A 21,419-nucleotide genomic window follows, 5' to 3' on the forward strand; every position below is an offset into this window, starting at 1 on the left:
CTCGACTTCAATGAAGTCGGGGCATCCGGGCTGCTTGGGCTCAAGTGGTTGTTGCAACGGGGTGGATAATTGCCTTGCCGGGCCCACGGCGTCTCTGGTGTCCTCGGTCGACAGCCACGCGAAGGGAGCAGCCATCATGCCCAACACGACGAAGTCCCCCGAACCAACAGTCATCCGACCCGAGGAATCGAGACTTCGTGAGCAGTTTTGTTCCCTTGGCGCTGCTGGGCGCCACTGACCCCAACCCCGGAGGCCGCTGATGTCGGTCTTCGACGATCCCGGCCTCTTCGGCCGGCTCTGGGCCGCCGACTACGACGGCCCAGGCAACCCCGACCCCGCGCCAGCGGTGGACTTCCTGGCCGATCTGGCCGACGGGGGTCCCGTTCTCGAACTGGCGATCGGCACCGGCCGGGTCGCACTGCCACTGGCCGAGCGCGGTCTCGCCGTGCACGGTGTCGAGGCGTCCGAGGAGATGGTGGCGCAGTTGCGGGCCAAGCCCGGCGGCGACCAGATCCCGGTCGTCGTCGCCGACATGGCGGACGTGCCGGTGGCCGGTGAGTTCCGGCTCGCGTACCTGGTCTTCAACACCCTGTTCAACCTGGTGGACGCCGAGCGGCAGGCGGACTGCTTCCGCAACGTCGCCCGGGTGCTGTCGCCCGGCGGCGCGTTCGTCATCGAGACGTTCGTGCCCGACCCGCGCAGCTTCGACTCGGACGAGCAGGTGCAGGTGCGTGAGGTCACCGAGGACTCCGCGACGATCCGCCTGCACCGGTACGACAGGCCGGCGCAGCGGTTCGTCCGGCAGACGATCACGTTCGACGCGGACGGTGTGCACCTGAAGCCGTTTGCCATGCGATACGCCTGGCCGCACCAGATCGACGAGATGGCGCAGCAGGCCGGGCTCCGGCTCACCGAGCGGTACGCCGACTGGCACCGGCGACCGTTCCAGGCCGACAGCCCGTCGCACGTCTCCGTCTACCGGGCGGAGTAGCGGTTTGATCGGCTCGGGTTCCGGAAAGTCGAGGTGTCATCGCCCTGACGTCATGGAACCCGAGTCGATCTCCCGCCGCCGGAAGTGAGATGCCGCCATGAGCAAACGAGCCGTCCAGGTAGTCCTGGCCCTGTCGGTCGTCCTGATGGTCACCGGAATCGTCCTCAGGGTGGCCGGAGACGGCGGGGCCGACACCGCCGGAACGGTGGCGGTGTCGCTCGCCTCGGTGGGTTCGATAGTGGCGAGCATCGGCTCGTCCTTCGGCGCCGCCCGCGGAAACGACGGCCCGCAACGGTGACCCGGCTTTCACCCTCGGTTTGATTCTGCTGGTAGCAGTAGGTGTTGATCCCCAGGGCGCGCGCCTGGTGAGCTGGCAGCATGCCGGATGCCGCCCGATTTCCGCGCTCCTCGCCGTACTGGCCGGTGCTCAGTCACCCTCAGCTCCGGCGCGTCCTGCCCGGGCTCGCCGTCTCCGCGTTGGGCGACGGCATGGCCGTGGTCGCGGTGACCTGGCTCGCCATCCAACTCGCCCCGCACGGTCAGCGGGGTATCTGGATCGCGCTGGCCATGGCGGCGTACACGCTGCCCAGCGCGGCCGGGACTGTCGTGTTCGGCCGGTTGCTGCGTGGGCGCGGCGGCGCGCAGCTCGCCGGGTGGGATGCCATCCTGCGAGCCAGCGCGCTCGCGGCGATCCCCCTCGCGCACGTCGCCGGTGTGCTCACCATCTGGCTGTACGTGGTCTTGCTCGCCGCCTCGGCGCTACTGCACTCGTGGGGTTCCGCCGGCCGGTTCACCCTGATCGCCGAACTGCTGCCGCAGCGACACCATCTGCCGGCCAACGCGGTACTCAGCACCATCGGAGGGTTCGCCATCATCGTCGGCCCGCCGCTGGCGGGCATTCTGATCAGCTGGGCGGGGCCGGTGTGGGTCATCGCCTTGGACGCCGCCACCTTCGCCGCGCTGGCCCTCACGTACCGTCTCGCCCTACCCGCCAACGGCGGACCCGCACGGTCCGAGCGCGACGCCTCGCGGACGGCCGGTTTCGCGGTCATCCGCCAGAACCCCGCCCTGCTGGGCCTGCTGGTGCTGAGCCTCGGGTTCTTCTTCCTCTTCGGACCGGTGTACGTGGCGATGCCGATCCACATCACCGACGACCTGCACGCCTCCGCGACGCTGCTCGGCGCGTACTACACCGCGTTCGGCATCGGCGGTCTCGCCGGAGGTCTGGTCGCCGGTTACCTTCGCCGTTGGCCACTGCGAGCCACCACCATCGGCATCGTCGTCGCGTTCGGCGTCGCCATGCTGCCGCTCGGCCTGGGGGCACCCGTCGGCGTGTCGTTGCCGGCGTTCGCCCTGGCGGGCCTCATCTGGGCCCCGTACATGTCCACGTCGATGGCGCTGTTCCAGCGCAGCACGTCGACCGACCAACTGCCCGCGGTGCTCGCCACGAACGGTGCCATCCTCGTGCTGGCGGTGCCACTGGGCACCATTCTGGGTGGGCCACTGGTGGCTGCCGTCGGCCCCCGACCGACGCTGCTGCTCTGCGCCGTGGCCATCGTGACCCTCGGCCTGGTCACCGGGGGTGTCGCTCTCTCACGGCGGAGCGCGCGAACCCCCGGCGATCCGGCCGGCACCAAGGTCAGTGCCCGTCGCTGATCTGGACGTCGTTCGGCGCCGGCCGGCCACGTCCCGTCTCCACCAGCTCCTTGAGACTCATCAGGAAGATCGCCCACTTGGTGCTGCACTCGTGCATGAGTTCGGTCGGCGCACGCCAACCCGCGTGCGTGAAATCGACGATCGTGTACCGGCCTCGCTGGCCGAGCCGCCAGCCGATCTCGGTACCGATCCACTCCTCGGGGCCGCCGACGACCCGCCACCGCACCCGGCCATCCGGGTCCAGCTCAAGGATCTCCAGGTCGAACCCGCCCTCGTCACCGAAGTGGACGGCCAACTGCCCGCCGACCTCACTCTTGCCGGTCGTGTCGACCGACCACCAGCCGGCGACGCCCTCGGGGGTTGCCACCGCCCGGTAGACGTCGGCAAGCGGAGCGACGACGCCGACCTGGTGCAGGATGTCCACCATCTTCAGCCTCCCTGGTTGTTGGTGCGGTGGCGTTCGATCGTCTCGGCGATGCGCTTGATCCGGCGCAGGCGGGCGTCCCAGGTGGAGCCGACCGCCGACAACTGGGCGACGGCGCGGGCGAGTTGTGCCTCGTCCACCTGGTAGTGACGCTCGCGACCGGCCGGCTCGGCGTGGATCAGCCCCACCCGGTCGAGGACCGCCAGGTGCTTCGAGACGGCCTGACGGGTGACGGGTAGCCGTCTGCTCAACGAGGTGGCCGTGCCCGGCCCGTCAGCGAGAAGAAGATCGATCATCGTACGCCGGATCGGGTCGCCGATCGCCGACCACAGCTCGTCGTCGACCGCCGCGCTCACGCTGTCGCGACCAGCCGCGCGACGTACTCGCCCAGTCGGGGCATGTAGTGGTCCCAACCGTTCTCGTGGTCGCGGTACTGCTCTTCCAGGACAGCGACCTCCCAACCCAGCTCGCGGAACCCGGTCTCGGTCATCCGGATCAGCGTCCCGGCGCCGCTGGGCACCAGGTCGAAGGTGACGAACAGCGCCTGCCCGCTCCGGTCCGGCTCGGTGAAGCACCACCGGAAGGAGAACCGCTTTGGCGGGTCGACCTCGACGACGGCGAGCGCGACGGTCTTCGTCACGCCGGTGTCGGCGTCGCGCCAGACCAGCTCGCCGGGCGCACCGGCGACCGACTCGAACCGCGCGTCGTCGGGCCACCACTCCCGCATGTGCTCGGGTTGGCTGACCACCTCGAAGACGACCTCGGGGGACGCGTTGACGTGGATGTCGCGTTCGATCGTTCCCTGTTCCATGCCCACAACCTTTCGCAACCTTTGGTTGCACTCAACCTACGACAGCTCGCAGCCATCGCGCAACCTTTCGTTGCACGTCGCGGTTTCGTCGTACCCGGGGTGCACGATCGGCGCATGTCTGAGCCATCGCCCCACCGACACCACGCCATCGACTACGTCGAGCTCACGGTGACCGACCTCGCCGTGGCCAAGCGGTTCTACGCCGACGCGTTCGGCTGGCAGTTCAACGACTACGGGCCGGAGTACGCCGGCATCCGCAGCCCACACGGTGACGCCGCGCCCGAGGTCGGCGGTCTCCGTGTGGACAGGGAGGTTCGGGCGGGCGGCCCGCTCGTGCTGCTCTACTCCAGCGACCTGGACCGGTCCGTGCAGGCCGTCAAGGAGGCCGGCGGTCAGGTGGTGAACGGACCGTACGAGTTCCCCGGTGGCCGGCGGTTCCACTTCACCGACCCCAGCGGCAACGAGTTGGGCGCCTGGGCCGAGCAGTAGGACGCCGAGGTCGCCCGGGCGGGGGTGATCGTCGTCGCCAGCTCCGGCAGAGTGTCCCCATGGCCGGGAGAGGACTGGACGCCGAGGGCTGGATTGCGCGCGAGGGTGCGCTGAGTCGGGTCCCGCCCGCGTTCGCCGGTGTTGTCGACGCGGCACGCGCTCGGATAGCCGAGTCGTTCGACGGTGCTCTGCTGCACAGCGCCTACATCTACGGCAGCATCCCGCGCGGCACCGCCATCCTGGGCGTCTCCGACCTCGACCTGCTGCTCGCCCTGCGCACCGAACCAACCGAGGCCGACCGGGCGGCTGCCACCAGGATCGAGCAAGACCTCGACCGGTCCTTTCCGCAAATCGACGGCGTGGGCGTCCTGCTGTTCAGTGCACGCACGCTGCTCAGCGAGCTTGAGCGGCACGACCTCGGCTTCTTCGTCGCCTGCCTGTGCACCCCCCTGCTGGGCGACGACCTCGCCGACCAACTCCCCCGCTACCGGCCCACTCCCCTGCTCGCCCGCGAGACGAACGGTGACCTGTCCCTTGCGCTTCCGGAGTGGCGCCGCCACGCAGCCGAAGCAAACACCGACCAGCAACGTAAGGCCCTCAGCCGGCTCGTCGCCCGGCGCATCGTCAGGACGGGATTCACGCTGATCATGCCTCGGTGGGGAGGCTGGACGAGCGACCTCACCGAGTCCGCCGAGGCGTTCGGGCTTTACTATCCGGAACGCGCCGGGCAGATGCGTCGAGCTGCCGTTGTCGGCCGCACGCCTTCGCCGGTTCCAGGCGTGCTCCGCGAACTCATCGACGACCTCGGGCCCTGGCTCGCCGCGGAGTACGCAACCGTCCATGGCGAGAAGGCCGTCCGTCCCTGACCTATCGGAGGTCCTCGCCAGTCAGGACGGGACAGCCGAACATATCCGTAAGGACGGCCCGCTGGTGGTCGGTCAAGGGGTTCGCGAACACCGCGACGCCGACCCCGCGCTGCCAGCAGGCCTCGGCGATTTCGCGGGCCCTGCCGGGGCTGAGCAACGTTCGCCGCGAGAACGGGTCGCCCATCTTGTCCGCGCCGCCGGAAGAGACACCCCGCCGCTGCACGTGCCGGCTCACGACCTGGCCACCGTGGGCTTCCACCACGCTGGCCAGCAGATTGAGCTTGCTGTCGAACTCCCTGTCCTTCGCCGAGAACAGGCCCACGAGCGCCACCTCGGCACCTGCCAACAAAGCTTTCAATGCCCCGCCCCGATGTCGGTTCACCGGGTCGCGGACCCTCAGCTCCGGCGGGCGCGCAGGACGCCGGTCAGCATCGGCAGGGTGAACTCGTCGTGCGCGGTTTCGGGTCGACTCCCGAGGAACGCGCGGATCCGGCCGAGCGTTGCCGTTCGCTCCTCTTCCGGCATGACCAGCATCCCGGCCCGCGTCGCGAGCGTCGCGACGAGCGAGTCGGCGGTACGGCGCTGCCCGTGCGGGAACTCGACAGGCTCCGCCGACCCGAACCGCGCGACCAGGCCGGTGCTCGGAACGAGCATGTCCGCCGTAGCCGTGCGCCAACTGCTCAGGGTGTCACGCGGGCCGATTGCCGCACTCCCGCTGACCCGTTCGAGCCCGGCAACCCAGTCGATCCGGTCGTCCATGATGTTCCACAGACCGGCCAGGACACCGCCGGGTGCGAGAACTCTGGCGATTTCCGCCCCGGCAACGGCCATGTCGAACCAGTGCAGAGCGTTGCCGGCGAGCACGGCGTCGACGGACCCGTCCGGCAACGGGATGGCTTCGGCGCTACCCGGCAGGGCACTGACGACCGGCACCGCACGGCGCAGCTCGGCGAGCATCGCCGGGTCGGGTTCGACCGCCACGACGTCCGCGCCCACCGCCACGAGCGTCGCGGACAGCTTGCCGGTGCCAGCGCCCAGGTCGAGCACGCGTAGGCCTGGGGCGGGCTCCAAGGCCCACCGCACCGCTGCCTGCGCGTAATCCGGGCGGTGCTCGGCGTACGCGGTCGCCGCCGCGCCAAACGACGACCGGAGCAGCTGTTCCGTCATCCGGTCAACCTACCGCCGCTTGTCGACATCGACTGCGACCATGGCCGCCGTGCAGATCTTGCGGAGCTGGTGGCGCGTCCGCTACCCCGTCTACGTGCTCGGCCTCGCGGTCGGGCTGGTCATGCTGTGGCTGCCGTTCAAGACCTTTCAGGACCACGACGCCTGGGCAAGTCGACTGCGGGTCGACGGCGTGCCAGCCCAGGCAGTCGTCGATGAACTCGTGCACAAGCGGCGGAGCACGATGCACCTGCGCTACGAGTTCGCCGACGCTCAGCGTCAGGCCGAGGTTGGCTGTTTGGAGGTCTGCCGGCCGGCCGGCAGCGGGGTGCGGATCTGGGTCAACCCCAACGATCCTGGGGATTTCGTTACCGATTTCGGCGTCCTCAGCGGGCATCGTGGCCGGCTGCAAGGGGTGGTCGGAGCGGCAGGCCTGGTTCTGTCCGGGTGGATGGCGTTAGCTGTGATCGCCCGCGGCTACCAGCGACGACGCGACCGTCGGCGACGCGACTGGCAGCGGCAGCAACAAGACCAGCGCCAACGACAGTTCGCGAACGCCAGGGCCGGAAGAAAACGCAAGCCGAGCAGGCGACGAACGCCGTCCATCAAGTGATCGACACCGCCGGTCGGCAGCTGTGGCAGATCGTCCTGGGCGCCGACCGTTGGCTCACAGACTCACGATCGGGAGCTGGCCCTCGCCTTCCCCAAGCCGCCCTGAAACCGCTCGAACCGATCGACGTCCTGCCCAAACGGCGCTGGCGAACCAGGCCGGGCATTGGGCAGCATTTGCGGATTGATCGCGGCCAGAGACATGAGGCCACGATCGGCGCGCATTAATTCAACGGTCTTTCTGGCGACAGCCTTATAGCTGTCGTGAAACCTAACAGGAACATCAAGTCCATCCGCTCCTTCCGACATGGGAAGTACGGCATCCACCTCGGCGACGAACCTCGACATGACGTCGCAGCATTCACGGGCGGAATCTCGGACCGGCGCGGAGGCCGAAAGCTCCAGCTCCGCCATGATGCCTATGGCATTCACGCTGGCTTCGTAGAGATCGTCGGTATCCACGATGAACAGATGACCCTCTCGGGACTCGATCATCTGCCTGATATCAGCCGCTCGTCGACCCCAATTGCAAATGGTCTGCATGAACTCTTTGTAGGTCTCTTCGCGGGACTCGCGATGCCGAAGCTCATCCTCTCGCTGCCACTCCCTCGCTCGGTCTTCGCGCTCTCGCTCCCAGCGTTCCTGCTCACGTTCGCGCTCCACATTCCATCGACGGTCCTCGCGGCGAGTGGTAAGGAACTGGGTCGAAATAGCGGCCCCGAGGGTACCGGTAACACCAAGCGCGGCGACGAGAAAAACCGGCCAGATCTGGTTCATGGTGGGAGTATCCAGCCTCGACGCAAATGTAGCGGTGCGCCCCGCCGTCTCGTCTGCCGTCGCCCCGCCCTACTGGGGAGCGGGCACCAGCACTCGAAGGAGCGCACCCGCCTTCGTCGACAAGGTGCCGATCTTCTTCTTGGATGACGACATCCTTCCTGGCGCTGCTCTGCCTCGGCCGACGTTCGTGAGGTGCCATGTCCCGACCATGTGGAAGCCGAGGACGGAGCAACTCAGTTCCGAGTCCGCCCGAACCAGCTAGAGGGGGCGAGCTGTCTCGATCCAACTGAAGAGTCAGCTTGGGAATCGCGGTGATTCACACCTCGAGCAGCCATACCGACTGATAGAGAAGCACGGAGCGTTCGGGCTGAGGCCACCTGAGTGCCACCGTCGACCTGCGTTGACCGCTGCGTCGGGCGCGGATCGGGCACGAAGCGGTGTTGCAGGCTGTTCGCTGCGCAGGCCCGTTGCCATGATCGGAGGCATGCGGGTACTTCAGTATGTGTACTTCACATTGCGCTCGGAGCACGTGCCGCCGCACGAGATGGCGGCCCGCTTGGGCATGGAGCCAGACGAGATTAGCGTCAGGGCCAGCAAGAGGGAGGACCCTCCGGCGCCCCGTGTCCATGCGTGGAGGCTTGTGTGCCGTGATGGCGGCCTGACGCTCGATGAGCAGATTGACTGCCTCATCGAGCGACTTGAGCCCTTCGCCGATGAGATCGCGGCTCTCGCCAGAGAGATCGACGCGTCAGAGGGAGAGGGCATCACCGGGACGCTCCAGGTTGTGCGCTACTTCAACGACGACGGTGACGAAGGGCAGAGTCCGCAGCCGAACGGCGCTGACCTGGTCCGCTTACCCGGCCAGCATCAGCGTCTCGGCTGGCACCTAGATCGCAGGGTCCTGGAGTTCCTTTACCGCACGGGGGCCGAGCTGGACGTAGACGAGTACGGGGATGACTGAGGCTTGGCGCCAGCACGACCCGGACAGTTCAGATCGAACGAATGGCAGTTCGCTCCGCGATCCAGGGTGCGCACGCAGCCGAAGACCCGTCGATCGCGGCAAACCATCCCGCTCCCCGTGATCGTATGGTTAAACGGCGCGGGCAAGACGACGACCAGCTCGCTCGTGCCGGCCCGGACGTGTCTATATCTTCACGCCTCGTAGCCATGCCCAACCGTCTAACCTGCGAGAACAGGCCCGACTCAGACGTTGAAGCGGAACTCCGTACGTCGGTTTTGTGACCTGCTGTGATGGTTCGACACCCGCTCTGACCAGGGCTTGTTGCGCTTGGTCAAGTTGGTTGGCGTTGGTCATCTTCGGAAGTCTTGCGGACTTTTTGCGGACCGATGCCGAACAAGCATTGCCACTTATGCGTTTGTCGCATAGGGTCAACGTATTCAACAAGACGGGCCGGGCAGGAGTTGGCGCTCCTGTGATCCCGGCCCTTGATCGCCCCGTGGAGGCGACCCGTGAAGATTCTTGCATCCGCACCCGTCCCCCCGTCGCAGCGTCTCAACGACGCCGACACCACCGACCTGACCGCGATCCAGCGGCCGACCGATGCCCGCTGGCCGATCAACCAGGCCTGCCCCGCTGAGGTGAAGTTGCTCGACGGCGAAGAGGACCGGGCTCTGTGGGACTCGGTTCCCGCCGCCGACCTGGCGCTCATCCAGGCCGCGATCCAGGCCAACCCCGCCGCCGTGCGGGAGCTGGCCGACGCGATCCACCTCGGGGACAACCGGTACGCCGAGGGCTACGCCGACGGCCTCCAGCGCGCCCTGGCCGCCCGACCCGCCGGCTGCCCGTCGTACTGCACCGAGGACCACCGGGGGTTCGTCGGCGAGGTTGACGGCTTCTCCATCGGCCTGGGTCACGAGGTCGTGGTCACGGACCTGACCGCCGACGACCCGGCCACGACCGTGCAGATGGCCACGGCGCGGGTGCTGGTCGAGTCGTGCACCGAGCGCGGCGAGGTCACCACCCCGACCCGAGTTGTTCTGTCGATCGCCGCGGGCAGCGAGGGCCACTACCCGGGCGGTGAGAACGTCCAGGGCTGGTCCGGCACGCCCGATGAGGTCGAGCAGCTGGCGCACGCCATGCTGGCCGCCGCCCGCATCGCTCGGCACGCCTGATGGCGACCGAAGAGCACCCGGAGTGGTGCGTGCCGACCCTGCACCTCGACAACCTCCACCGGTCCGAGCCGGTGCGCATCCGCGAGGGCCTGTTCGCGGTGCTCCAGCAGCACCCGACCCAGCCCGTCCGGATCTCGCTGGAGTGCTGGGACGGCATCGGCGACCGCGAGCCGTCCGAGCTGATCCTGCTCGACATTCCCGACGCGGCGGTGCTCGCCGACGCCCTGATCATGATCACTGATCGGCTGTGGGGTGAGAAGCCGTGAACGAGTACGAGCTGCTGTTGCTGATCGTGGGTGGCGGCGTCGCCGTCCCCACCTCCGTCTTCCTCGTTGCGCGCGCCCTCGTGCTGCGCGACAACCCCCGCGCTGCCCGTGAGGCGCGCGTGGTCGGTCACGTCCAGGTGGCCAACGCCGAAGCGTCCCGCCGTGCCGCGGTCCGCGACCTGCTCGACAAGGAGATGGCCCGGTGAAGCCGACCACCCCGAACCTGACCACCCTCACCAGCCGCGCCGCTGCCGCCCTCGTGGCGGCGGTGGCGGGGTTCGCGTCGTACCAGCACATCTACGACGTGGCCAGCACTGCCGGGGAGCACGTCACCGTCGCGTCGGTGCTGCCGCTGGCCATCGACGGGCTGATCCTGGTCGCCACCCTGGCGATGCTCGACGACAAGCGGAACCACCGGCGTCCGCGCCTGTCCGCCCGGGTCGCGCTGGTGTTCGGCATCCTCGCCACGCTGGCGGCGAACGTGGCCAGCGCCAACCCGAACGCAACCGCCCGCCTGGTCGCCGCTGTCCCCGCGGTGAGCTTCCTGCTCGCCGTCGAGGTGCTGGCCCGGTCTGGGAAGCCGGTCGCTGCGGTTCCCCTCGACCCGTACATGCCGACTGAGCCGTACGCGCCGGTTGACCCGTGGGACTACTCCACGCCCATCGGTCCGATGCCGGCACCGACGCCGCCGGCTGACGCCAAGCCGCGTGCCAGCCGGCCCCGTCCGCGCAGCACCACGAGCGCGGAGAAGGTGGCCCGCGCTGCCGCCAAGTTGCCCACCGGCACCCTCGCCCAGATCGCCGCCAAGGCCGGCGTGAGCGAGTCCACCGCACGCCGCTATCTGCCGTCAGCTACCGCCCCGGTAGCTGCGGAAACCCGCACCAACGGCACGCCTGTGGAGGTGACCGCATGACCGGCACGTTCGCGGCGGTGTTCGTCGCCCTGTACGCCGCTCACCAGGTCGCCGACCACTGGGTGCAGACCCAGCACCAGGCCGACCACAAGGGCCGTGCCGGCTGGGTGGGCCGGTGGAACTGCACCAAGCACGTGGCCACCTACGGCGCGACGCAGCTCGTCGCCCTGGCCCTGCTCACCGCGGTCACCGGGTGGCGGCCGGCGCTGGCCCCGATGGTGCTCGGGATGGCCGTCAACCTGGTCACCCACTACATCGCCGACCGGCGCACCCCGCTGTTCCGGCTGGCCCTGGCCACCGGCTCGGCGGTGTTCTGGAAGCTCGGCGCACCACGCGCCGACCGCGACGACAACCCGAGCTTGGGCACCGGCGCGTACGCCCTCGATCAGTCCTGGCACGTCGGGTGGCTGTTCGTGGCCGCCCTCGTCATCTCCGCCTAACCCAAAGGGAACCCAGCCATGGGCAAGAAGTACATGTTCGTCACCGACAGCAACGGCAAGTCGCACGAGGTCAAGGTCGATCCGAAGAACGTCAGCCGGCAGGCGGCCGAGCACCGGTCGGCCGGGCGTGAGGTGACCGTCATGAGCGAGGACGAGCGGATCCGCTACGGGCAGACCGCCAACCAGATCCGCGACAGCCACCGCTGACGACCTGCGTACGCCGCCCGGCCCACACCGGTCCGGGCGGCCAGCGGAGGACGCCAAGCAGGCGACCACGACCGCAAGGAGAAGTGACCATGGCCGACTGCCCGCACACCGCCTTCCACTACACCTACATCGACGGCAAGAAGTTCATGGTCTGCACCCACTGCGGCGCCATGTGGGAGATCTGAACTAACCAGCGCGAGGCCCGGCCAACGCATTCCACCGCCCGGCCGGGCCTCGCTTCCCCCACGAAGGAGGAAAGATCAGCATGGCAGATGACATCGAGCGTCTGGTCCGCCGGCTACACCGTCGGCGGATCGCTCTGCGCCTGACCTACCGCTACCTGGCCGGCCGGCCGCTGTCGGGCCGGGACGGCTACCCGTACCGCCACCGCGGCGCCGGCCGGCTCGCCGGGTGGCAGCGGCAGGTCGTCCGCCTGGGCGTGCCCACCGCTGCCGGGGTGGCCGTGGTCATGCCCGAGCAGACCCTCACCGCGGCGACCGCGCTCGCGCTCACCGCGGCGTGGCGCGGCCGGCAGCGTCTCGTGCAGCGCCGCTTCCACCGCGAGTACATCGCCCCGACCCTCGCCGCGATCATCCCGCCGCTCGGGTTGCAGACCGGCGTGCAGCTGCACGTAGACCCGTCGCTGGGCAACCTCACCCCGCGGCTGGCGAAGCCGCTCTCACCGGCTGAGGAAGCCCTCAGACTGTTCTACGGCGAGCGGATCGAGCCGGTGCTCCGGTGGCTGCCCGAACGGGCGCAGCGTGGTCTGTGGGCGCTCCAGCGGCAGGCACGCCCGGTCACGTCCCGACTGGAGGTGTTCCGGCGGCCCGGTGAAGACCTGGGTCCGCGCATCGAAGTTCTGATCGACTCCCCGTACCTGACGAAGGAGCAGCGACAGCTGGTGTCGTCCATCATCGGTAGCAAGATTCCCGTAGCCGACCTGGTCGAGTCGTGGCACCAGATCGGGCCGAAGGTCCGCGCCCGGTGGACGGTCCGGAAGCGGCCCCCGGCCAGCGTCGGCTACGACCAGGTCGCGATGCACTTCCCGAAGCTGCCTGACTGGGAGTTCTACATCGGGCAGGGCGCCGGTGACCGGCCCGTCGTCATCTCCCTGCGTGAGGACTCCCCGCACATCGCCGTCAGCGCCGGATCGGGCGCCGGAAAGTCGGTGCTGGCCCAACTGATCGCCGTGCAGGTGCTCGCCCGGGGCGGCCGGGTGACCATCCTCGACCGCAAGGGCAGCCACCGGTGGGCGCTCGGGCAGCCGGGCGTCGACTACTGCGCCCGGCCCGACCAGATGCACGACGCGATCCTGCGGAAGGCAGCCCTGGCGGACGAACGGAACACCCTCGCCATGCACGAAGAGGAAGACTGGGACCCGGGACCCCGGGACCTCGTCATCTGCGAGGAACTCAACGCCACCATCGGGCAGCTCGCGAACTACTGGATCGAGGTTCGGGAGAAGGGCGAGCCGAAGCGGTCGCCGGCCATCGCCGCGCTCGCCGATCTGCTGTTCATGGGCCGGTCGGCAAAGGTCAACGTTCTGGCTATCGCGCAGATGCTCACCGCCAGGGCTATCGGCGGCCCGGAAGCCCGAGAGAACTTCGGCATCCGGTGCCTGGCTCGGTACACGTCGAACAACTGGAAGATGCTTGTTCCAGAGGCAGCCATGCCGCGGGCATCGCGGACGCTGGGCCGGTGGCAGATCGTCATCGGTGGACAAGCCACAGAGGTTCAGGTCGCCTACCTGACGACCGCACAGGCACGCGCCCTCGCTACGTCCCCGGCAGACCCTGATAACGGCCTGAGCAGGGATGTCCCCGGGGACGGGGACATGATGACCTTGCGGGACGCCATCGACGCCGGGGTGCTGCCCTGGTCGTACGAGGCGGCGAAGAAGCGGATGCAGCGGCGCGTCGGGAAGGTGCCCGAGCCGCGAGGGAGTCGGGGCAACGCCGACCTGTACGCCCGCACCGACCTCACCGAGTGGGCCGGGCAGAAGTAATACCAGGATTACCACTCGCGATGATCGCCAAGGTCTGACCCAGCACAGCGAACGGCCCGCCAGGAACGCGCCTGGCGGGCCGTTTCGTGTCCGGTGGCACCCGGTGGGGGAGGTCCCCGCAGGCCGCTCGAAGGCCGCACTTCCCGGCTTAGGCGGCTTGCACACACAGACCGTGGTGCCGAGGGCCCCTGGTGGAAAAAAGCCCAGAGGGAGAGGACGCCTAAGCCGGGAAGTGCAGAGGAGGCCCCGGGGCGGGGGCCTCCCCCTGGGTCACGCCGCGCGCTGAACGGGCAGCGGCTTGTCCGCGTCGCGGTGCAGCTGCTCGCGCATCGCAGCAGCCTCACGTCGCTGCTGGTCGATGGCGTTGCACCGCTGCATGAACACCTCAGGTGTGGCGAGGCTGAGCCTGTGTCCCGCCGCGATGATCTGCGCGGCCTTGGGCCGGTAGCCCATCTCGTCGAGCTGCACGGCGGTGAGGTCGGCGAGGATCAGCGCCTTCTTGTTGTGGTCGATGTTGACCAGGTTGGCGCTCTCCGCGGTGACGAACCAGCACTGCGCGGCCATCTCGACCCGCGCGACGGCTTCCCGCGCGCTCGCCCACGGCGTCATCTGCGCGGGCCGAAGCTGCGCCATGGCGTCGGGGTCGCCCAGGTTGAGGTCGTTGCCGATCACCTCCCGGGCGGCGGCGATCACCCGGTCGGCCTCGGCGACAACCGGCACCAGGGCGGCCAGGATCACGGGCGCGGCCTCGTCGAGGATGTTGCGGCGCCGCTGCTCGATCTCGTCGCCGAGGATGCTGGCGACGTTGGATTCGGTGAGCTGCTGGCTTACCAGCGCGGTGAGGACGGCCGGGTCGGTGGCCGGGTCCCTGTCGGCGATGAGGGCGTCGAGTACCGCCTTGCGGAGGGCGCCGGGCCGGCGGAGCTTCACGACGCGCCCGTGGGCGGCCTCGAGTTCGGCCAGGGCGTCGGTGAGGGTGGCCGGCAGGGTTAGTCCGAGGTTGCGGAAGTGCTGCCGGGTGAGGCTCAGGGCTGCGTTGACGTTCAGGATGGCGCTCATTGCGTGGGTGCTCCTTGGGGTTGGTGGTGGGTGGTCAGACGAACTCGACGCCGGGGTGGCCGAAGAGCTCGCGGGTCCATTCGCGGTACGCCTCGTCGGCGTTCGGCTTGCGGTCCGGGGTGCTGCCCTCGCGGGGCACGTGGTTGCCCTTCACCAGGTCGACCGGCTCGGGCGTGGCCGGCGGCGCGCCGGCCGTGGGCCAGTTGTCGCCGTAGTCGTCCTCGGTGAAGAGCCGGCGGGTGAAGTCGTGCATCGGGTCGTCGGTCATGGGGTGGTGCTCCTGTCTGGTTCGGCCCCGGCCACGGCTGGTGCCGCGACGCGTACGGGGCTTGGTTCGGGTCACTGGCAGCACCTCAGCGCGCTGAGGGTGGGGCACCAGTCGTCGTGATGGACGGTGATGGAGTGCACGTTCGCCCCGTACGCGTCCGCGCGGACGGTCTGGAAGGCGTCGCAGGTGTGGCACCCGCCGGGGAGCCGTGCGCCGTCCTGGGAGCGGATCAGCATCGACAGCGGCGGGGTGCGGCGCAGCTTCTTCCGGTTGCTCACGGGCACGCTCCTTGGCACTTGCCGCTGCCGAGCCAGACCGGCCCGCCGCAGCGGTCGCATCGGGTGGGGTCCTCCGAAGGGAGCACCGAAGGGAGCGAAGGGAGCAGGCCCTGAGGGGGTGCGCTCTTCGCTCCCTTCGTGCTCCCTTCGGTGCTCCCTTCGTCGTCGAAGCGCCACATCCACCCGGCGTCGAATCCGCCCTTTTCGGCCTTCACGCCGGCCCGCTTCTTGGCGCGCTTCAGCGAGTCACGGCTGATTCCGGCCTTCTCTCCCGCCTTGTAGACGGTCAGGGCGTCGGCCTCCCCGCCGTTGTCCATCAGGTACGCCCGCAGCCATGCGGCAGCGTCGTTGCGGTCGTCCCGGTCGTCGGCGGATTCGTGGGATGCGGCAAGCAGGTCGGCAGCGCTATAGCCGACCGGCCCGTCGTGCCACTCGACCCGGGCGCATCCGTGCTCCGGGCTGTCGACGAGCCGGTAAGCGAGGCTCTGCGGGATCGAGGTGATGTTCGCCTTGGTGCACGCCACGATGACCCGGTGCTCGTCCTCCGGGTCGCGGGCGAAGGTGAACCCGAGCCGGGCGGCACCGATGATGCCGATGGACCCGCCGCCCCGGTAGAGCGCGTTGTTGCCGCCGCCCTTGTTGTTGTGCCGGATCAGGTCGATGGCGGCGCCGGTTTCCTCGGCCATTTTCGCCAGCGGGGCGAGCGCCCGGCGGACGTCCTGGTCCCGGTGGGAGTTGACGTCGCCACCGAGGTACGCCATGAGCGGGTCGATGATGACCAGCGCGGCCCCGACCTGCTCGACAGCGGCCCGGATGCGTCCGATGTCGCCAGGCAGCGCCGGCATCCGCTCGTACAGCTCTCCCGCCTCTTCGTCCCAGCTTGTGATTCCAGTCAGGGCGACAACCCGGTCCAGGTCCGCCCCGGCGGCTTCCAGTCGTGGGCGGATGGTGTCGCCCAGGCCGTCCTCAGCGGAGAGCAGGACGACGCCAGCGGGGATGCAGCCGGGCTGCCCGTCCGGCCAGGGCTTGCCGGTGGTGATCCGGGCGGCGAGATCGGCGGTGGCGGTGCTCTTGCCGAGCCCGGGGTCACCGTCGATGACGTGCAGCTTGCCTCGGGCGATGTAGCCCTCCCAGAGCCAGTCGATGCGCTCACGCTTCACGTCCGACAGCCGGACCAGCTTGACCCGCGACTTCGGCTGCTCGCCGGTTGCCGCCGCGTACGACGCGTAGAGGTCCGGCTCCGTGTCGGGGTTATACGGGTTGTCGGTCGTGGTCATGCGGACCTCCTGCGGCGGCAGCGTCCCTCGCGGTGTGCGCTGGATTCGGGGTCGCGGCATCCGCAGGCCAGCGGCGGCAGCCGGAGCGCGGCTTCTCGACGTCGTCGGTAGGCGGCGCGTGCGTCCCACCGGACTGGCTGCGTAGACTGGCTACTGGTCTGCCCGACCTGCTCTGCCGCCGCCCCGTTGACCGCGGGGCGGCTGTGTGTCTGGGTCATCTCAGGCGGCCACCTTCGCCTGGTCGTCCTCGGCGAGCCAGGCGGCGACGTCGCTCTCGGCGTACAGGACTCGCTTCCCGCGCTTGATGCCGCGCGGACCCTTGCCCATGTGCCGCCAGTACCGCACCGTGCCGGGCGTGCTACGGGTGAGGGCTGCAAGCTCTTCGGTGGTCAGGTACTTCTCCATGACGACTCCAATGCGTCTGCCGCATGAGCGGTGATGCGTTTCGCTCATGAACTCAAACACGACCAACGCTTGCCGTCAAGCTCCAGCCGCATCTAGAGTCATGCGCGTGACGCATACAGACACTTCATCGGCAGAGCAGCAGTTCGGAGCGCAGGTCCGCGAGGCGCGCGAGATCCGGGGGTGGAGTCAGGAGGGTCTGGCTCGGCACCTGCGAGAGTCAGCCGGCCTGGAGCTGCACCAGACCGCCATCGCGCGGCTGGAACGCGGCGAGCGGGCGATTCGTTTCAACGAGGTCACCGCGCTGGCCAAGCTGCTCGGGCTCGATCTCCAGACTTACTCCGGCACGCTGCCCGCGCTGACGGAGAGCGAGTACGAGTGGGCACAGGAGCAGCTCGCGAAGCTGCGTGCAGAGGAAGAGCGGACCGCCCGCGAGTGGGAGCGGGTCGTCATGGAGCAAGACTCGCTCCTGTCGGGGTTCATGGAGGCGCGCCGGGAGGCGGTCGGGCGGCGCCGGGCGATGGAGGCGATGATCCGGGCGTACGAAGAGCGCCGGGATGGGTAACGTCGCAAAGCGGCCTGATGGGAAGTACCGCGCCAGGTGGCGCGACCTTTCCGGAACGGAGCACGCGAAGCACTTCACCAAGAAGCGCGACGCTGACGCCTGGCTGGCCATCGTGGAGGGCGACAAGCTGCGCGGGCAGTACGTCGACCCAACCGACCGGACCACGGTCGCGCAGTACGCCCGCCGCTGGGCTGCGGCTCGGCCGCACAACCCCCGGACCGCCAAGCGGGTTGACTCCCTGATCCGGACGCACATCGAGGGCACCAGCCTTGGCACCCGTCGGCTCGTTCAGGTGCTGCCGTCCGACGCTCAGGCATGGGTGACGGACCGGAGCCAGACGCTCTCGCCCTCCACGCTGCGGCTGCTGGTGTCGCTGGTCCGCTCTGTGTACACCAGCGCGCAGCATGACCGGCTGGTCGGAAGGTCCCCGTTCGCGGCCCGGCTGACCATGCCGGAGTCGCAACAGAAGCGGGTCGTTCCGCTGACGGTTGAGCAGGTTCACCACCTGGCCGCGGTGATGCCGCCTCGGAACCGAGCGATGGTGCTCACTCAGGCGGGCCTCGGGCTGCGCATCGGGGAGCTGCTCGCACTCCGGCTGACCGACATCGACTTTCCCGACCAGGTGGTCCGCGTGGAGACACAGATCGCGCCTGGCGAGCGGACTCGGACAGCACCAAAGACGGCCTGGTCGGAACGAACGGTGCCGCTACCGGCGCCGGTAGCGGACGCCCTGGCCGCGCACATCGAGGCCTTCCCGCCGGCGGCAGACGGCACCCTGTTCACGACGCGGTTCGGTCAGCCGTACCGCCACGACTACTACGGAACACGGATCTTCCAAGCTGCCGTATCGGCGGCAGGGCTACCGGACGGCACGACACCTCACGACCTGCGGCACCACTACGCGAGCATCCTGCTTCACGCCGGTGAGTCCGTCATCGCGGTCGCCGAACGGCTCGGCCACAAGAATGCCAAGCTGGTGCTCTCGACGTACGGGCACCTGATGCCGGACTCCGAAGAGCGGACCCGGAAGGCGGTCGAGAACGCCTGGCGGAAGGGATCTGCGGACTCTGCGCGGACCACAGCGCGGCCAGCACAGCGTAACCGCAGGTCACGGCGTTTCGTCAGACGTTGAAGCGGAACTCCACCACGTCGCCGTCCTGCATGACGTACTCCTTGCCCTCGATGCGGACCTTGCCCGCCGCCTTGGCCGCCGCCATCGAACCGTGCTCGACCAGGTCGTGGTACGAGACCACCTCGGCCTTGATGAAGCCGCGCTGGAAGTCGCTGTGGATGACACCCGCGGCCTCCGGCGCGGTGGCGCCGACCGGGACGGTCCAGGCGCGCGCTTCCTTGGGGCCGGCCGTGAGGTACGTCTGGAGGCCGAGGGTGCGGAAGCCGACCCGGACGAGTTGGTTGAGGCCGGGCTCGTTCTGCCCGATCGACTCCAGCAGCTCGCGGGCCTCGTCCTCGGGCAGGTCCACCAGCTCAGATTCGATCTTGGCGTCCATGAAGATCGCCTCTGCGGGGGCGACCAGGGCGCGCAGTTCGTCGAGGAACGTCTCGTTGGCCAGCTCGGCCTCGTCGACGTTGAAGACGTACAGGAAGGGCTTGGTGGTGAGCAGGTGCAGCTCGCGCAGGTGTTCCAGCTCGATCTTGGCGGCGGCGGCCCCGGAGTAGAGGGTGGTGCCACCGTCGAGCACCTCGATCGCGGCCTTCGCGGCGGCGACAGCGGCGGCCCGGTCCTTGCGGAGCTTGGCCTCCTTCTCCAACCGGGGCAGCGCCTTGTCCAGGGTCTGCAGGTCGGCGAGGATCAGCTCGGTGTTGATCGTCTCGATGTCGTCGGCCGGGGAGATCTTGCCGTCGACGTGCACCACGTTCGGGTCGGAGAAGGCCCTGACGACCTGGCAGATCGCCGAGGCGTCGCGGATGTTGGCCAGGAAGGCGTTGCCCCGGCCCTGCCCCTTCGACGCGCCGCGGACCAGGCCGGCGATGTCGACGAACGACACCGGCGCCGGCAGCACCTTCTGCGAGGAGAAGATCTCGGCCAGCTTGCCCAGCCGCTCGTCGGGCAGCCCGACCACGCCGACGTTGGGCTCGATGGTGGCGAACGGGTAGTTCGCCGCCAGCACGTCGTTCTTGGTCAACGCGTTGAAAAGCGTGCTCTTGCCGACGTTGGGCAGGCCGACGATGCCGATGGTGAGACTCACGACGGGCCAGCTTACGCCGGTCCCGGCCGGGCCGGTCCAGGCGGCTCCGATTCGGCGCCGAGCCGCTGGTCGATCGTCGCTCCCACCGGGTCCTGTCCGGCGTTGCTAATCTCCCGGTTCGATGTTCCGCTGCTGGAGGCAGAATGACCTCGACGTTGCCCGAGCTGTACATCGCCGTCGATGTGGAGGCGGACGGGCCGATCCCCGGGCCGTACAGCATGATCTCGCTGGGCATGGCCGTGGCCGGCCGCCCGGACCTCACCTTCTACACCGAGCTGCGTCCCATCTCCGACGAGTTCGTCCCGGCGGCGCTGGCCGTCTCCGGCCTGGACCGGGACCGGCTGCTGCGGGAGGCGCCCACCGCGCAGGAGGCGATGTCCGCCGCGGCGGCCTGGGTCGACGGGCTGCGCCGGGTCGGCCGCCCGGTCTTCCTCGCCGCCCCGGCCGTCTGGGACGGCATGTTCGTGCACTGGTACTTCGTCCGCTTCGTCGGGCACAGCCCGTTCGGTGCGACAGGCTCCGGTGTTGATCTCCGCAGCTACTGGATGGGGTTGACCGGCAGCGAGTGGGCCGAGACCCGCCAGGGCACGATCAAGCAGGAGCTGGGCCTGCACGACATGCCGCACACGCACCACGCCGGGGAGGACGCCGCCGAGCTGGCCCAGGTCTTCGACGCGGCGCTGCGCCGCCGACAGCCGGTCGAGGAGGCGTGACGCTCAACCGAGCCGGCGGGGGGCGATGACCGCCTCCCGAACGCTGCCGTCCGCGCCGCGGCTGACCTCGTACGCCGAGACGCCGTCGCGGTCCGCGATTGCCTCGACCAGCTTGGTGCCCCGGTAGACCAGGCCGACGCCGTCGTCGGTGCAGTGGCTGGTGGGGAGCGTGCCATCACCGACCAGCTCGTGCATGAGCGGGCGGCGCTGGCCCTCGCTGTCGTAGTGCACCCCGTTGCCGTACGGCAGCCAGGCCAGGCCCTCGGTGAAGCCGCGCAGCCGGGGGCCGAAGCTGTCGGTGGCACCGCCGACATGCCAGCAGATCGAGCCGGCGGAGACGCCGGCCAGCACCACGCCGGCCTGCCAGCACTCGTGCAGGATCTCGTCGAGCCCGTGCACCCGCCACACCGCGACCAGGTTGGCCACGCTGCCGCCGCCGACCCAGATCACGTCCTGGGCGAGCAGGTGGGCGCGGACGTCCTCGACGTTCGGCATCGGGAACAGGGCGAGGTGTGACAGCCGGAACCGGGTGTCGGCGAACGCGCCGTAGACGGCCGTCAACGAGGTGGGCTGGTCGCCGACGGCCTGCCCGAGGTAGCAGACCCGCGGCTGCGGACCGGCCTCGGCCAACTCGGCCGCCAGCTCGAAGACCGGGCTGGGGCGCAGGTCGTAGGGCCCGCGGTTGCCCCGAAAGAAGCCCATGCTGGTGGCGATGATGGTCGGTTCGCTGGCAGGCATCGAAGCGTCCTTCCGGTGGGGGCGGTGCGGCGTCCATCCTGCCGTAGCCGGTCTTCCGCCCGCTCGGTGCGGGGCCCGACGACGCCGGCGCCCACCCAGACCAGCACGAAGTCCGACAGCCCCTGCGCCGCGCCGGACTGCGCCTCGGCCACCGCGGCCAG

At 69.3% G+C, this 21,419-nt stretch carries 30 protein-coding genes; 17 read left to right on the plus strand and 13 right to left on the minus strand.

The window, feature by feature from the left end:
• Nucleotides 1-259 precede the first annotated feature (259 nt).
• The 3 genes from AB0C20_RS25775 (at nucleotide 260) to AB0C20_RS25785 (ending at nucleotide 2,647) form a co-directional block, all read left to right on the plus strand.
• Nucleotides 260-991, plus strand: a complete 732-nt coding sequence (locus AB0C20_RS25775) for a class I SAM-dependent methyltransferase (protein ID WP_357189930.1) — start codon at nucleotides 260-262, stop codon at nucleotides 989-991.
• A gap of 97 nt (nucleotides 992-1,088) precedes the next feature.
• Nucleotides 1,089-1,289 carry a hypothetical protein gene (locus tag AB0C20_RS25780; protein WP_357189928.1) on the plus strand — a complete coding sequence of 67 codons (201 nt, stop codon included), beginning with the start codon at nucleotides 1,089-1,091 and terminating at the stop codon, nucleotides 1,287-1,289.
• An 80-nt stretch (nucleotides 1,290-1,369) separates the two neighbouring features.
• On the plus strand, nucleotides 1,370-2,647 hold the full coding sequence (locus tag AB0C20_RS25785; protein WP_357189926.1) for an MFS transporter: 1,278 nt from the start codon (nucleotides 1,370-1,372) through the stop codon (nucleotides 2,645-2,647).
• Here the strand turns inward: AB0C20_RS25785 and AB0C20_RS25790 are convergent.
• From AB0C20_RS25790 to AB0C20_RS25800, 3 genes are read right to left on the minus strand one after another with little or no spacing between them, the layout of a single operon-like run.
• Nucleotides 2,631-3,074 (minus strand): SRPBCC domain-containing protein, encoded by a 444-nt coding sequence (locus tag AB0C20_RS25790; protein WP_357189924.1) that lies wholly within the window; start codon nucleotides 3,072-3,074, stop codon nucleotides 2,631-2,633. The genes AB0C20_RS25785 and AB0C20_RS25790 overlap by 17 nt on opposite strands.
• A 2-nt stretch (nucleotides 3,075-3,076) precedes the next feature.
• Complete coding sequence (locus AB0C20_RS25795) at nucleotides 3,077-3,427, minus strand: metalloregulator ArsR/SmtB family transcription factor (protein WP_357189922.1); 351 nt, start codon at nucleotides 3,425-3,427, stop codon at nucleotides 3,077-3,079.
• On the minus strand, nucleotides 3,424-3,882 hold the full coding sequence (locus AB0C20_RS25800) for an SRPBCC domain-containing protein (RefSeq protein ID WP_357189920.1): 459 nt from the start codon (nucleotides 3,880-3,882) through the stop codon (nucleotides 3,424-3,426). The genes AB0C20_RS25795 and AB0C20_RS25800 overlap by 4 nt, the downstream gene beginning before the upstream one ends.
• A gap of 114 nt (nucleotides 3,883-3,996) precedes the next feature.
• On the opposite strand from AB0C20_RS25800, the gene AB0C20_RS25805 reads away from it, so the two are divergent.
• Both AB0C20_RS25805 and AB0C20_RS25810 read left to right on the plus strand, forming a co-directional pair.
• On the plus strand, nucleotides 3,997-4,371 hold the full coding sequence (locus AB0C20_RS25805; RefSeq protein ID WP_357189918.1) for a VOC family protein: 375 nt from the start codon (nucleotides 3,997-3,999) through the stop codon (nucleotides 4,369-4,371).
• A 59-nt stretch (nucleotides 4,372-4,430) separates the two neighbouring features.
• Nucleotides 4,431-5,237, plus strand: a complete 807-nt coding sequence (locus AB0C20_RS25810) for a hypothetical protein (RefSeq protein WP_357189916.1) — start codon at nucleotides 4,431-4,433, stop codon at nucleotides 5,235-5,237.
• 1 nt (nucleotide 5,238) lies between these two features.
• Here AB0C20_RS25810 and AB0C20_RS25815 read toward each other — a convergent pair whose 3' ends face one another.
• Together AB0C20_RS25815 and AB0C20_RS25820 are read right to left on the minus strand one after the other, a co-directional pair.
• A complete protein-coding gene (locus AB0C20_RS25815; protein ID WP_266304457.1) occupies nucleotides 5,239-5,568 on the minus strand; it encodes a hypothetical protein in 330 nt (109 codons plus the stop codon).
• A 65-nt stretch (nucleotides 5,569-5,633) separates the two neighbouring features.
• The gene (locus AB0C20_RS25820; RefSeq protein WP_357568903.1) at nucleotides 5,634-6,404 is read right to left on the minus strand and encodes a class I SAM-dependent methyltransferase; all 771 of its coding nucleotides are present in this window, start codon (nucleotides 6,402-6,404) and stop codon (nucleotides 5,634-5,636) included.
• A gap of 40 nt (nucleotides 6,405-6,444) precedes the next feature.
• Here AB0C20_RS25820 and AB0C20_RS25825 point away from each other — a divergent pair, with 40 nt between their 5' ends.
• The gene (locus tag AB0C20_RS25825; protein ID WP_357568904.1) at nucleotides 6,445-7,014 is read left to right on the plus strand and encodes a DUF3592 domain-containing protein; all 570 of its coding nucleotides are present in this window, start codon (nucleotides 6,445-6,447) and stop codon (nucleotides 7,012-7,014) included.
• A 62-nt stretch (nucleotides 7,015-7,076) separates the two neighbouring features.
• Here the strand turns inward: AB0C20_RS25825 and AB0C20_RS25830 are convergent, their stop codons facing one another.
• On the minus strand, nucleotides 7,077-7,787 hold the full coding sequence (locus tag AB0C20_RS25830; protein ID WP_357568905.1) for a hypothetical protein: 711 nt from the start codon (nucleotides 7,785-7,787) through the stop codon (nucleotides 7,077-7,079).
• Between the two features lie 484 nt (nucleotides 7,788-8,271).
• On the opposite strand from AB0C20_RS25830, the gene AB0C20_RS25835 reads away from it, so the two are divergent.
• The 8 genes from AB0C20_RS25835 to AB0C20_RS25870 all read left to right on the plus strand — a co-directional run bounded on the left by AB0C20_RS25835 (nucleotide 8,272) and on the right by AB0C20_RS25870 (nucleotide 13,751).
• Complete coding sequence (locus AB0C20_RS25835; protein WP_357189908.1) at nucleotides 8,272-8,748, plus strand: DUF4279 domain-containing protein; 477 nt, start codon at nucleotides 8,272-8,274, stop codon at nucleotides 8,746-8,748.
• A 509-nt stretch (nucleotides 8,749-9,257) separates the two neighbouring features.
• Entirely contained in the window at nucleotides 9,258-9,920 is a 663-nt protein-coding gene (locus AB0C20_RS25840) for a hypothetical protein (protein WP_357568906.1), read from the plus strand.
• Nucleotides 9,920-10,186, plus strand: a complete 267-nt coding sequence (locus AB0C20_RS25845) for a hypothetical protein (protein WP_357568907.1) — start codon at nucleotides 9,920-9,922, stop codon at nucleotides 10,184-10,186. The genes AB0C20_RS25840 and AB0C20_RS25845 overlap by 1 nt, the downstream gene beginning before the upstream one ends.
• Complete coding sequence (locus AB0C20_RS25850) at nucleotides 10,183-10,392, plus strand: hypothetical protein (protein WP_357568908.1); 210 nt, start codon at nucleotides 10,183-10,185, stop codon at nucleotides 10,390-10,392. Before AB0C20_RS25845 ends, AB0C20_RS25850 begins: the two co-directional genes overlap by 4 nt.
• Nucleotides 10,389-11,099, plus strand: coding sequence for a DUF2637 domain-containing protein (locus AB0C20_RS25855; protein WP_357568909.1), 711 nt, complete (start codon nucleotides 10,389-10,391; stop codon nucleotides 11,097-11,099). The genes AB0C20_RS25850 and AB0C20_RS25855 overlap by 4 nt, the downstream gene beginning before the upstream one ends.
• Entirely contained in the window at nucleotides 11,096-11,539 is a 444-nt protein-coding gene (locus tag AB0C20_RS25860) for a DUF3307 domain-containing protein (RefSeq protein WP_357568910.1), read from the plus strand. The genes AB0C20_RS25855 and AB0C20_RS25860 overlap by 4 nt, the downstream gene beginning before the upstream one ends.
• Nucleotides 11,540-11,557: 18 nt before the next feature.
• The gene (locus tag AB0C20_RS25865; protein ID WP_357568911.1) at nucleotides 11,558-11,746 is read left to right on the plus strand and encodes a hypothetical protein; all 189 of its coding nucleotides are present in this window, start codon (nucleotides 11,558-11,560) and stop codon (nucleotides 11,744-11,746) included.
• A 265-nt stretch (nucleotides 11,747-12,011) separates the two neighbouring features.
• Nucleotides 12,012-13,751, plus strand: coding sequence for a DUF87 domain-containing protein (locus AB0C20_RS25870; protein ID WP_357568912.1), 1,740 nt, complete (start codon nucleotides 12,012-12,014; stop codon nucleotides 13,749-13,751).
• 270 nt (nucleotides 13,752-14,021) lie between these two features.
• On the opposite strand, the gene AB0C20_RS25875 is transcribed toward AB0C20_RS25870, so the two are convergent.
• The 5 genes from AB0C20_RS25875 to AB0C20_RS25895 all read right to left on the minus strand — a co-directional run bounded on the left by AB0C20_RS25875 (nucleotide 14,022) and on the right by AB0C20_RS25895 (nucleotide 17,038).
• On the minus strand, nucleotides 14,022-14,810 hold the full coding sequence (locus AB0C20_RS25875; RefSeq protein ID WP_357568913.1) for a hypothetical protein: 789 nt from the start codon (nucleotides 14,808-14,810) through the stop codon (nucleotides 14,022-14,024).
• Between the two features lie 34 nt (nucleotides 14,811-14,844).
• Nucleotides 14,845-15,078 carry a hypothetical protein gene (locus AB0C20_RS25880; protein WP_357568914.1) on the minus strand — a complete coding sequence of 78 codons (234 nt, stop codon included), beginning with the start codon at nucleotides 15,076-15,078 and terminating at the stop codon, nucleotides 14,845-14,847.
• 71 nt (nucleotides 15,079-15,149) lie between these two features.
• The gene (locus AB0C20_RS25885; protein ID WP_357568915.1) at nucleotides 15,150-15,356 is read right to left on the minus strand and encodes a hypothetical protein; all 207 of its coding nucleotides are present in this window, start codon (nucleotides 15,354-15,356) and stop codon (nucleotides 15,150-15,152) included.
• Nucleotides 15,353-16,633, minus strand: a complete 1,281-nt coding sequence (locus AB0C20_RS25890) for an AAA family ATPase (RefSeq protein WP_357568916.1) — start codon at nucleotides 16,631-16,633, stop codon at nucleotides 15,353-15,355. Before AB0C20_RS25890 ends, AB0C20_RS25885 begins: the two co-directional genes overlap by 4 nt.
• Nucleotides 16,634-16,852: 219 nt before the next feature.
• On the minus strand, nucleotides 16,853-17,038 hold the full coding sequence (locus AB0C20_RS25895) for a helix-turn-helix domain-containing protein (protein WP_357568917.1): 186 nt from the start codon (nucleotides 17,036-17,038) through the stop codon (nucleotides 16,853-16,855).
• Nucleotides 17,039-17,144: 106 nt separating this feature from the next.
• On the opposite strand from AB0C20_RS25895, the gene AB0C20_RS25900 reads away from it, so the two are divergent.
• Both AB0C20_RS25900 and AB0C20_RS25905 read left to right on the plus strand, forming a co-directional pair.
• Nucleotides 17,145-17,600 (plus strand): helix-turn-helix transcriptional regulator, encoded by a 456-nt coding sequence (locus AB0C20_RS25900; protein WP_357568918.1) that lies wholly within the window; start codon nucleotides 17,145-17,147, stop codon nucleotides 17,598-17,600.
• Nucleotides 17,593-18,732, plus strand: coding sequence for a site-specific integrase (locus AB0C20_RS25905; protein ID WP_357568919.1), 1,140 nt, complete (start codon nucleotides 17,593-17,595; stop codon nucleotides 18,730-18,732). The genes AB0C20_RS25900 and AB0C20_RS25905 overlap by 8 nt, the downstream gene beginning before the upstream one ends.
• Here the strand turns inward: AB0C20_RS25905 and ychF are convergent.
• On the minus strand, nucleotides 18,722-19,807 hold the full coding sequence (gene ychF, locus AB0C20_RS25910; protein ID WP_112670729.1) for a redox-regulated ATPase YchF: 1,086 nt from the start codon (nucleotides 19,805-19,807) through the stop codon (nucleotides 18,722-18,724). The two genes, AB0C20_RS25905 and ychF, sit on opposite strands and share 11 nt — an antisense overlap.
• A 143-nt stretch (nucleotides 19,808-19,950) precedes the next feature.
• On the opposite strand from ychF, the gene AB0C20_RS25915 reads away from it, so the two are divergent.
• Nucleotides 19,951-20,520, plus strand: coding sequence for an exonuclease (locus tag AB0C20_RS25915; RefSeq protein ID WP_357568920.1), 570 nt, complete (start codon nucleotides 19,951-19,953; stop codon nucleotides 20,518-20,520).
• Nucleotides 20,521-20,523: 3 nt separating this feature from the next.
• Here AB0C20_RS25915 and AB0C20_RS25920 read toward each other — a convergent pair whose 3' ends face one another.
• Complete coding sequence (locus AB0C20_RS25920) at nucleotides 20,524-21,258, minus strand: peptidase E (protein WP_357189903.1); 735 nt, start codon at nucleotides 21,256-21,258, stop codon at nucleotides 20,524-20,526.
• Between the last annotated feature and the right edge of the window lie 161 nt (nucleotides 21,259-21,419).

The sequence above is a fragment of the Micromonospora sp. NPDC048843 genome, from assembly GCF_040649965.1.
Classification (GTDB): Bacteria; Actinomycetota; Actinomycetes; order Mycobacteriales; family Micromonosporaceae; genus Micromonospora; species Micromonospora hortensis.

Bases quoted from the DNA above. Each gene is read 5' to 3' on its own strand.
- AB0C20_RS25775 (WP_357189930.1), top strand. From the start codon at position 260: ATGTCGGTCTTCGACGATCCCGGCCTCTTCGGCCGGCTCTGGGCCGCC.
- AB0C20_RS25780 (WP_357189928.1), top strand. From the start codon at position 1,089: ATGAGCAAACGAGCCGTCCAGGTAGTCCTGGCCCTGTCGGTCGTCCTG.
- AB0C20_RS25785 (WP_357189926.1), top strand. From the start codon at position 1,370: ATGCCGGATGCCGCCCGATTTCCGCGCTCCTCGCCGTACTGGCCGGTG.
- AB0C20_RS25790 (WP_357189924.1), bottom strand. From the start codon at position 3,074: ATGGTGGACATCCTGCACCAGGTCGGCGTCGTCGCTCCGCTTGCCGAC.
- AB0C20_RS25800 (WP_357189920.1), bottom strand. From the start codon at position 3,882: ATGGAACAGGGAACGATCGAACGCGACATCCACGTCAACGCGTCCCCC.
- AB0C20_RS25805 (WP_357189918.1), top strand. From the start codon at position 3,997: ATGTCTGAGCCATCGCCCCACCGACACCACGCCATCGACTACGTCGAG.
- AB0C20_RS25810 (WP_357189916.1), top strand. From the start codon at position 4,431: ATGGCCGGGAGAGGACTGGACGCCGAGGGCTGGATTGCGCGCGAGGGT.
- AB0C20_RS25820 (WP_357568903.1), bottom strand. From the start codon at position 6,404: ATGACGGAACAGCTGCTCCGGTCGTCGTTTGGCGCGGCGGCGACCGCG.
- AB0C20_RS25825 (WP_357568904.1), top strand. From the start codon at position 6,445: ATGGCCGCCGTGCAGATCTTGCGGAGCTGGTGGCGCGTCCGCTACCCC.
- AB0C20_RS25830 (WP_357568905.1), bottom strand. From the start codon at position 7,787: ATGAACCAGATCTGGCCGGTTTTTCTCGTCGCCGCGCTTGGTGTTACC.
- AB0C20_RS25835 (WP_357189908.1), top strand. From the start codon at position 8,272: ATGCGGGTACTTCAGTATGTGTACTTCACATTGCGCTCGGAGCACGTG.
- AB0C20_RS25845 (WP_357568907.1), top strand. From the start codon at position 9,920: ATGGCGACCGAAGAGCACCCGGAGTGGTGCGTGCCGACCCTGCACCTC.
- AB0C20_RS25860 (WP_357568910.1), top strand. From the start codon at position 11,096: ATGACCGGCACGTTCGCGGCGGTGTTCGTCGCCCTGTACGCCGCTCAC.
- AB0C20_RS25865 (WP_357568911.1), top strand. From the start codon at position 11,558: ATGGGCAAGAAGTACATGTTCGTCACCGACAGCAACGGCAAGTCGCAC.
- AB0C20_RS25870 (WP_357568912.1), top strand. From the start codon at position 12,012: ATGGCAGATGACATCGAGCGTCTGGTCCGCCGGCTACACCGTCGGCGG.
- AB0C20_RS25875 (WP_357568913.1), bottom strand. From the start codon at position 14,810: ATGAGCGCCATCCTGAACGTCAACGCAGCCCTGAGCCTCACCCGGCAG.
- AB0C20_RS25880 (WP_357568914.1), bottom strand. From the start codon at position 15,078: ATGACCGACGACCCGATGCACGACTTCACCCGCCGGCTCTTCACCGAG.
- AB0C20_RS25890 (WP_357568916.1), bottom strand. From the start codon at position 16,633: ATGACCACGACCGACAACCCGTATAACCCCGACACGGAGCCGGACCTC.
- AB0C20_RS25895 (WP_357568917.1), bottom strand. From the start codon at position 17,038: ATGGAGAAGTACCTGACCACCGAAGAGCTTGCAGCCCTCACCCGTAGC.
- AB0C20_RS25905 (WP_357568919.1), top strand. From the start codon at position 17,593: ATGGGTAACGTCGCAAAGCGGCCTGATGGGAAGTACCGCGCCAGGTGG.
- AB0C20_RS25915 (WP_357568920.1), top strand. From the start codon at position 19,951: ATGACCTCGACGTTGCCCGAGCTGTACATCGCCGTCGATGTGGAGGCG.
- AB0C20_RS25920 (WP_357189903.1), bottom strand. From the start codon at position 21,258: ATGCCTGCCAGCGAACCGACCATCATCGCCACCAGCATGGGCTTCTTT.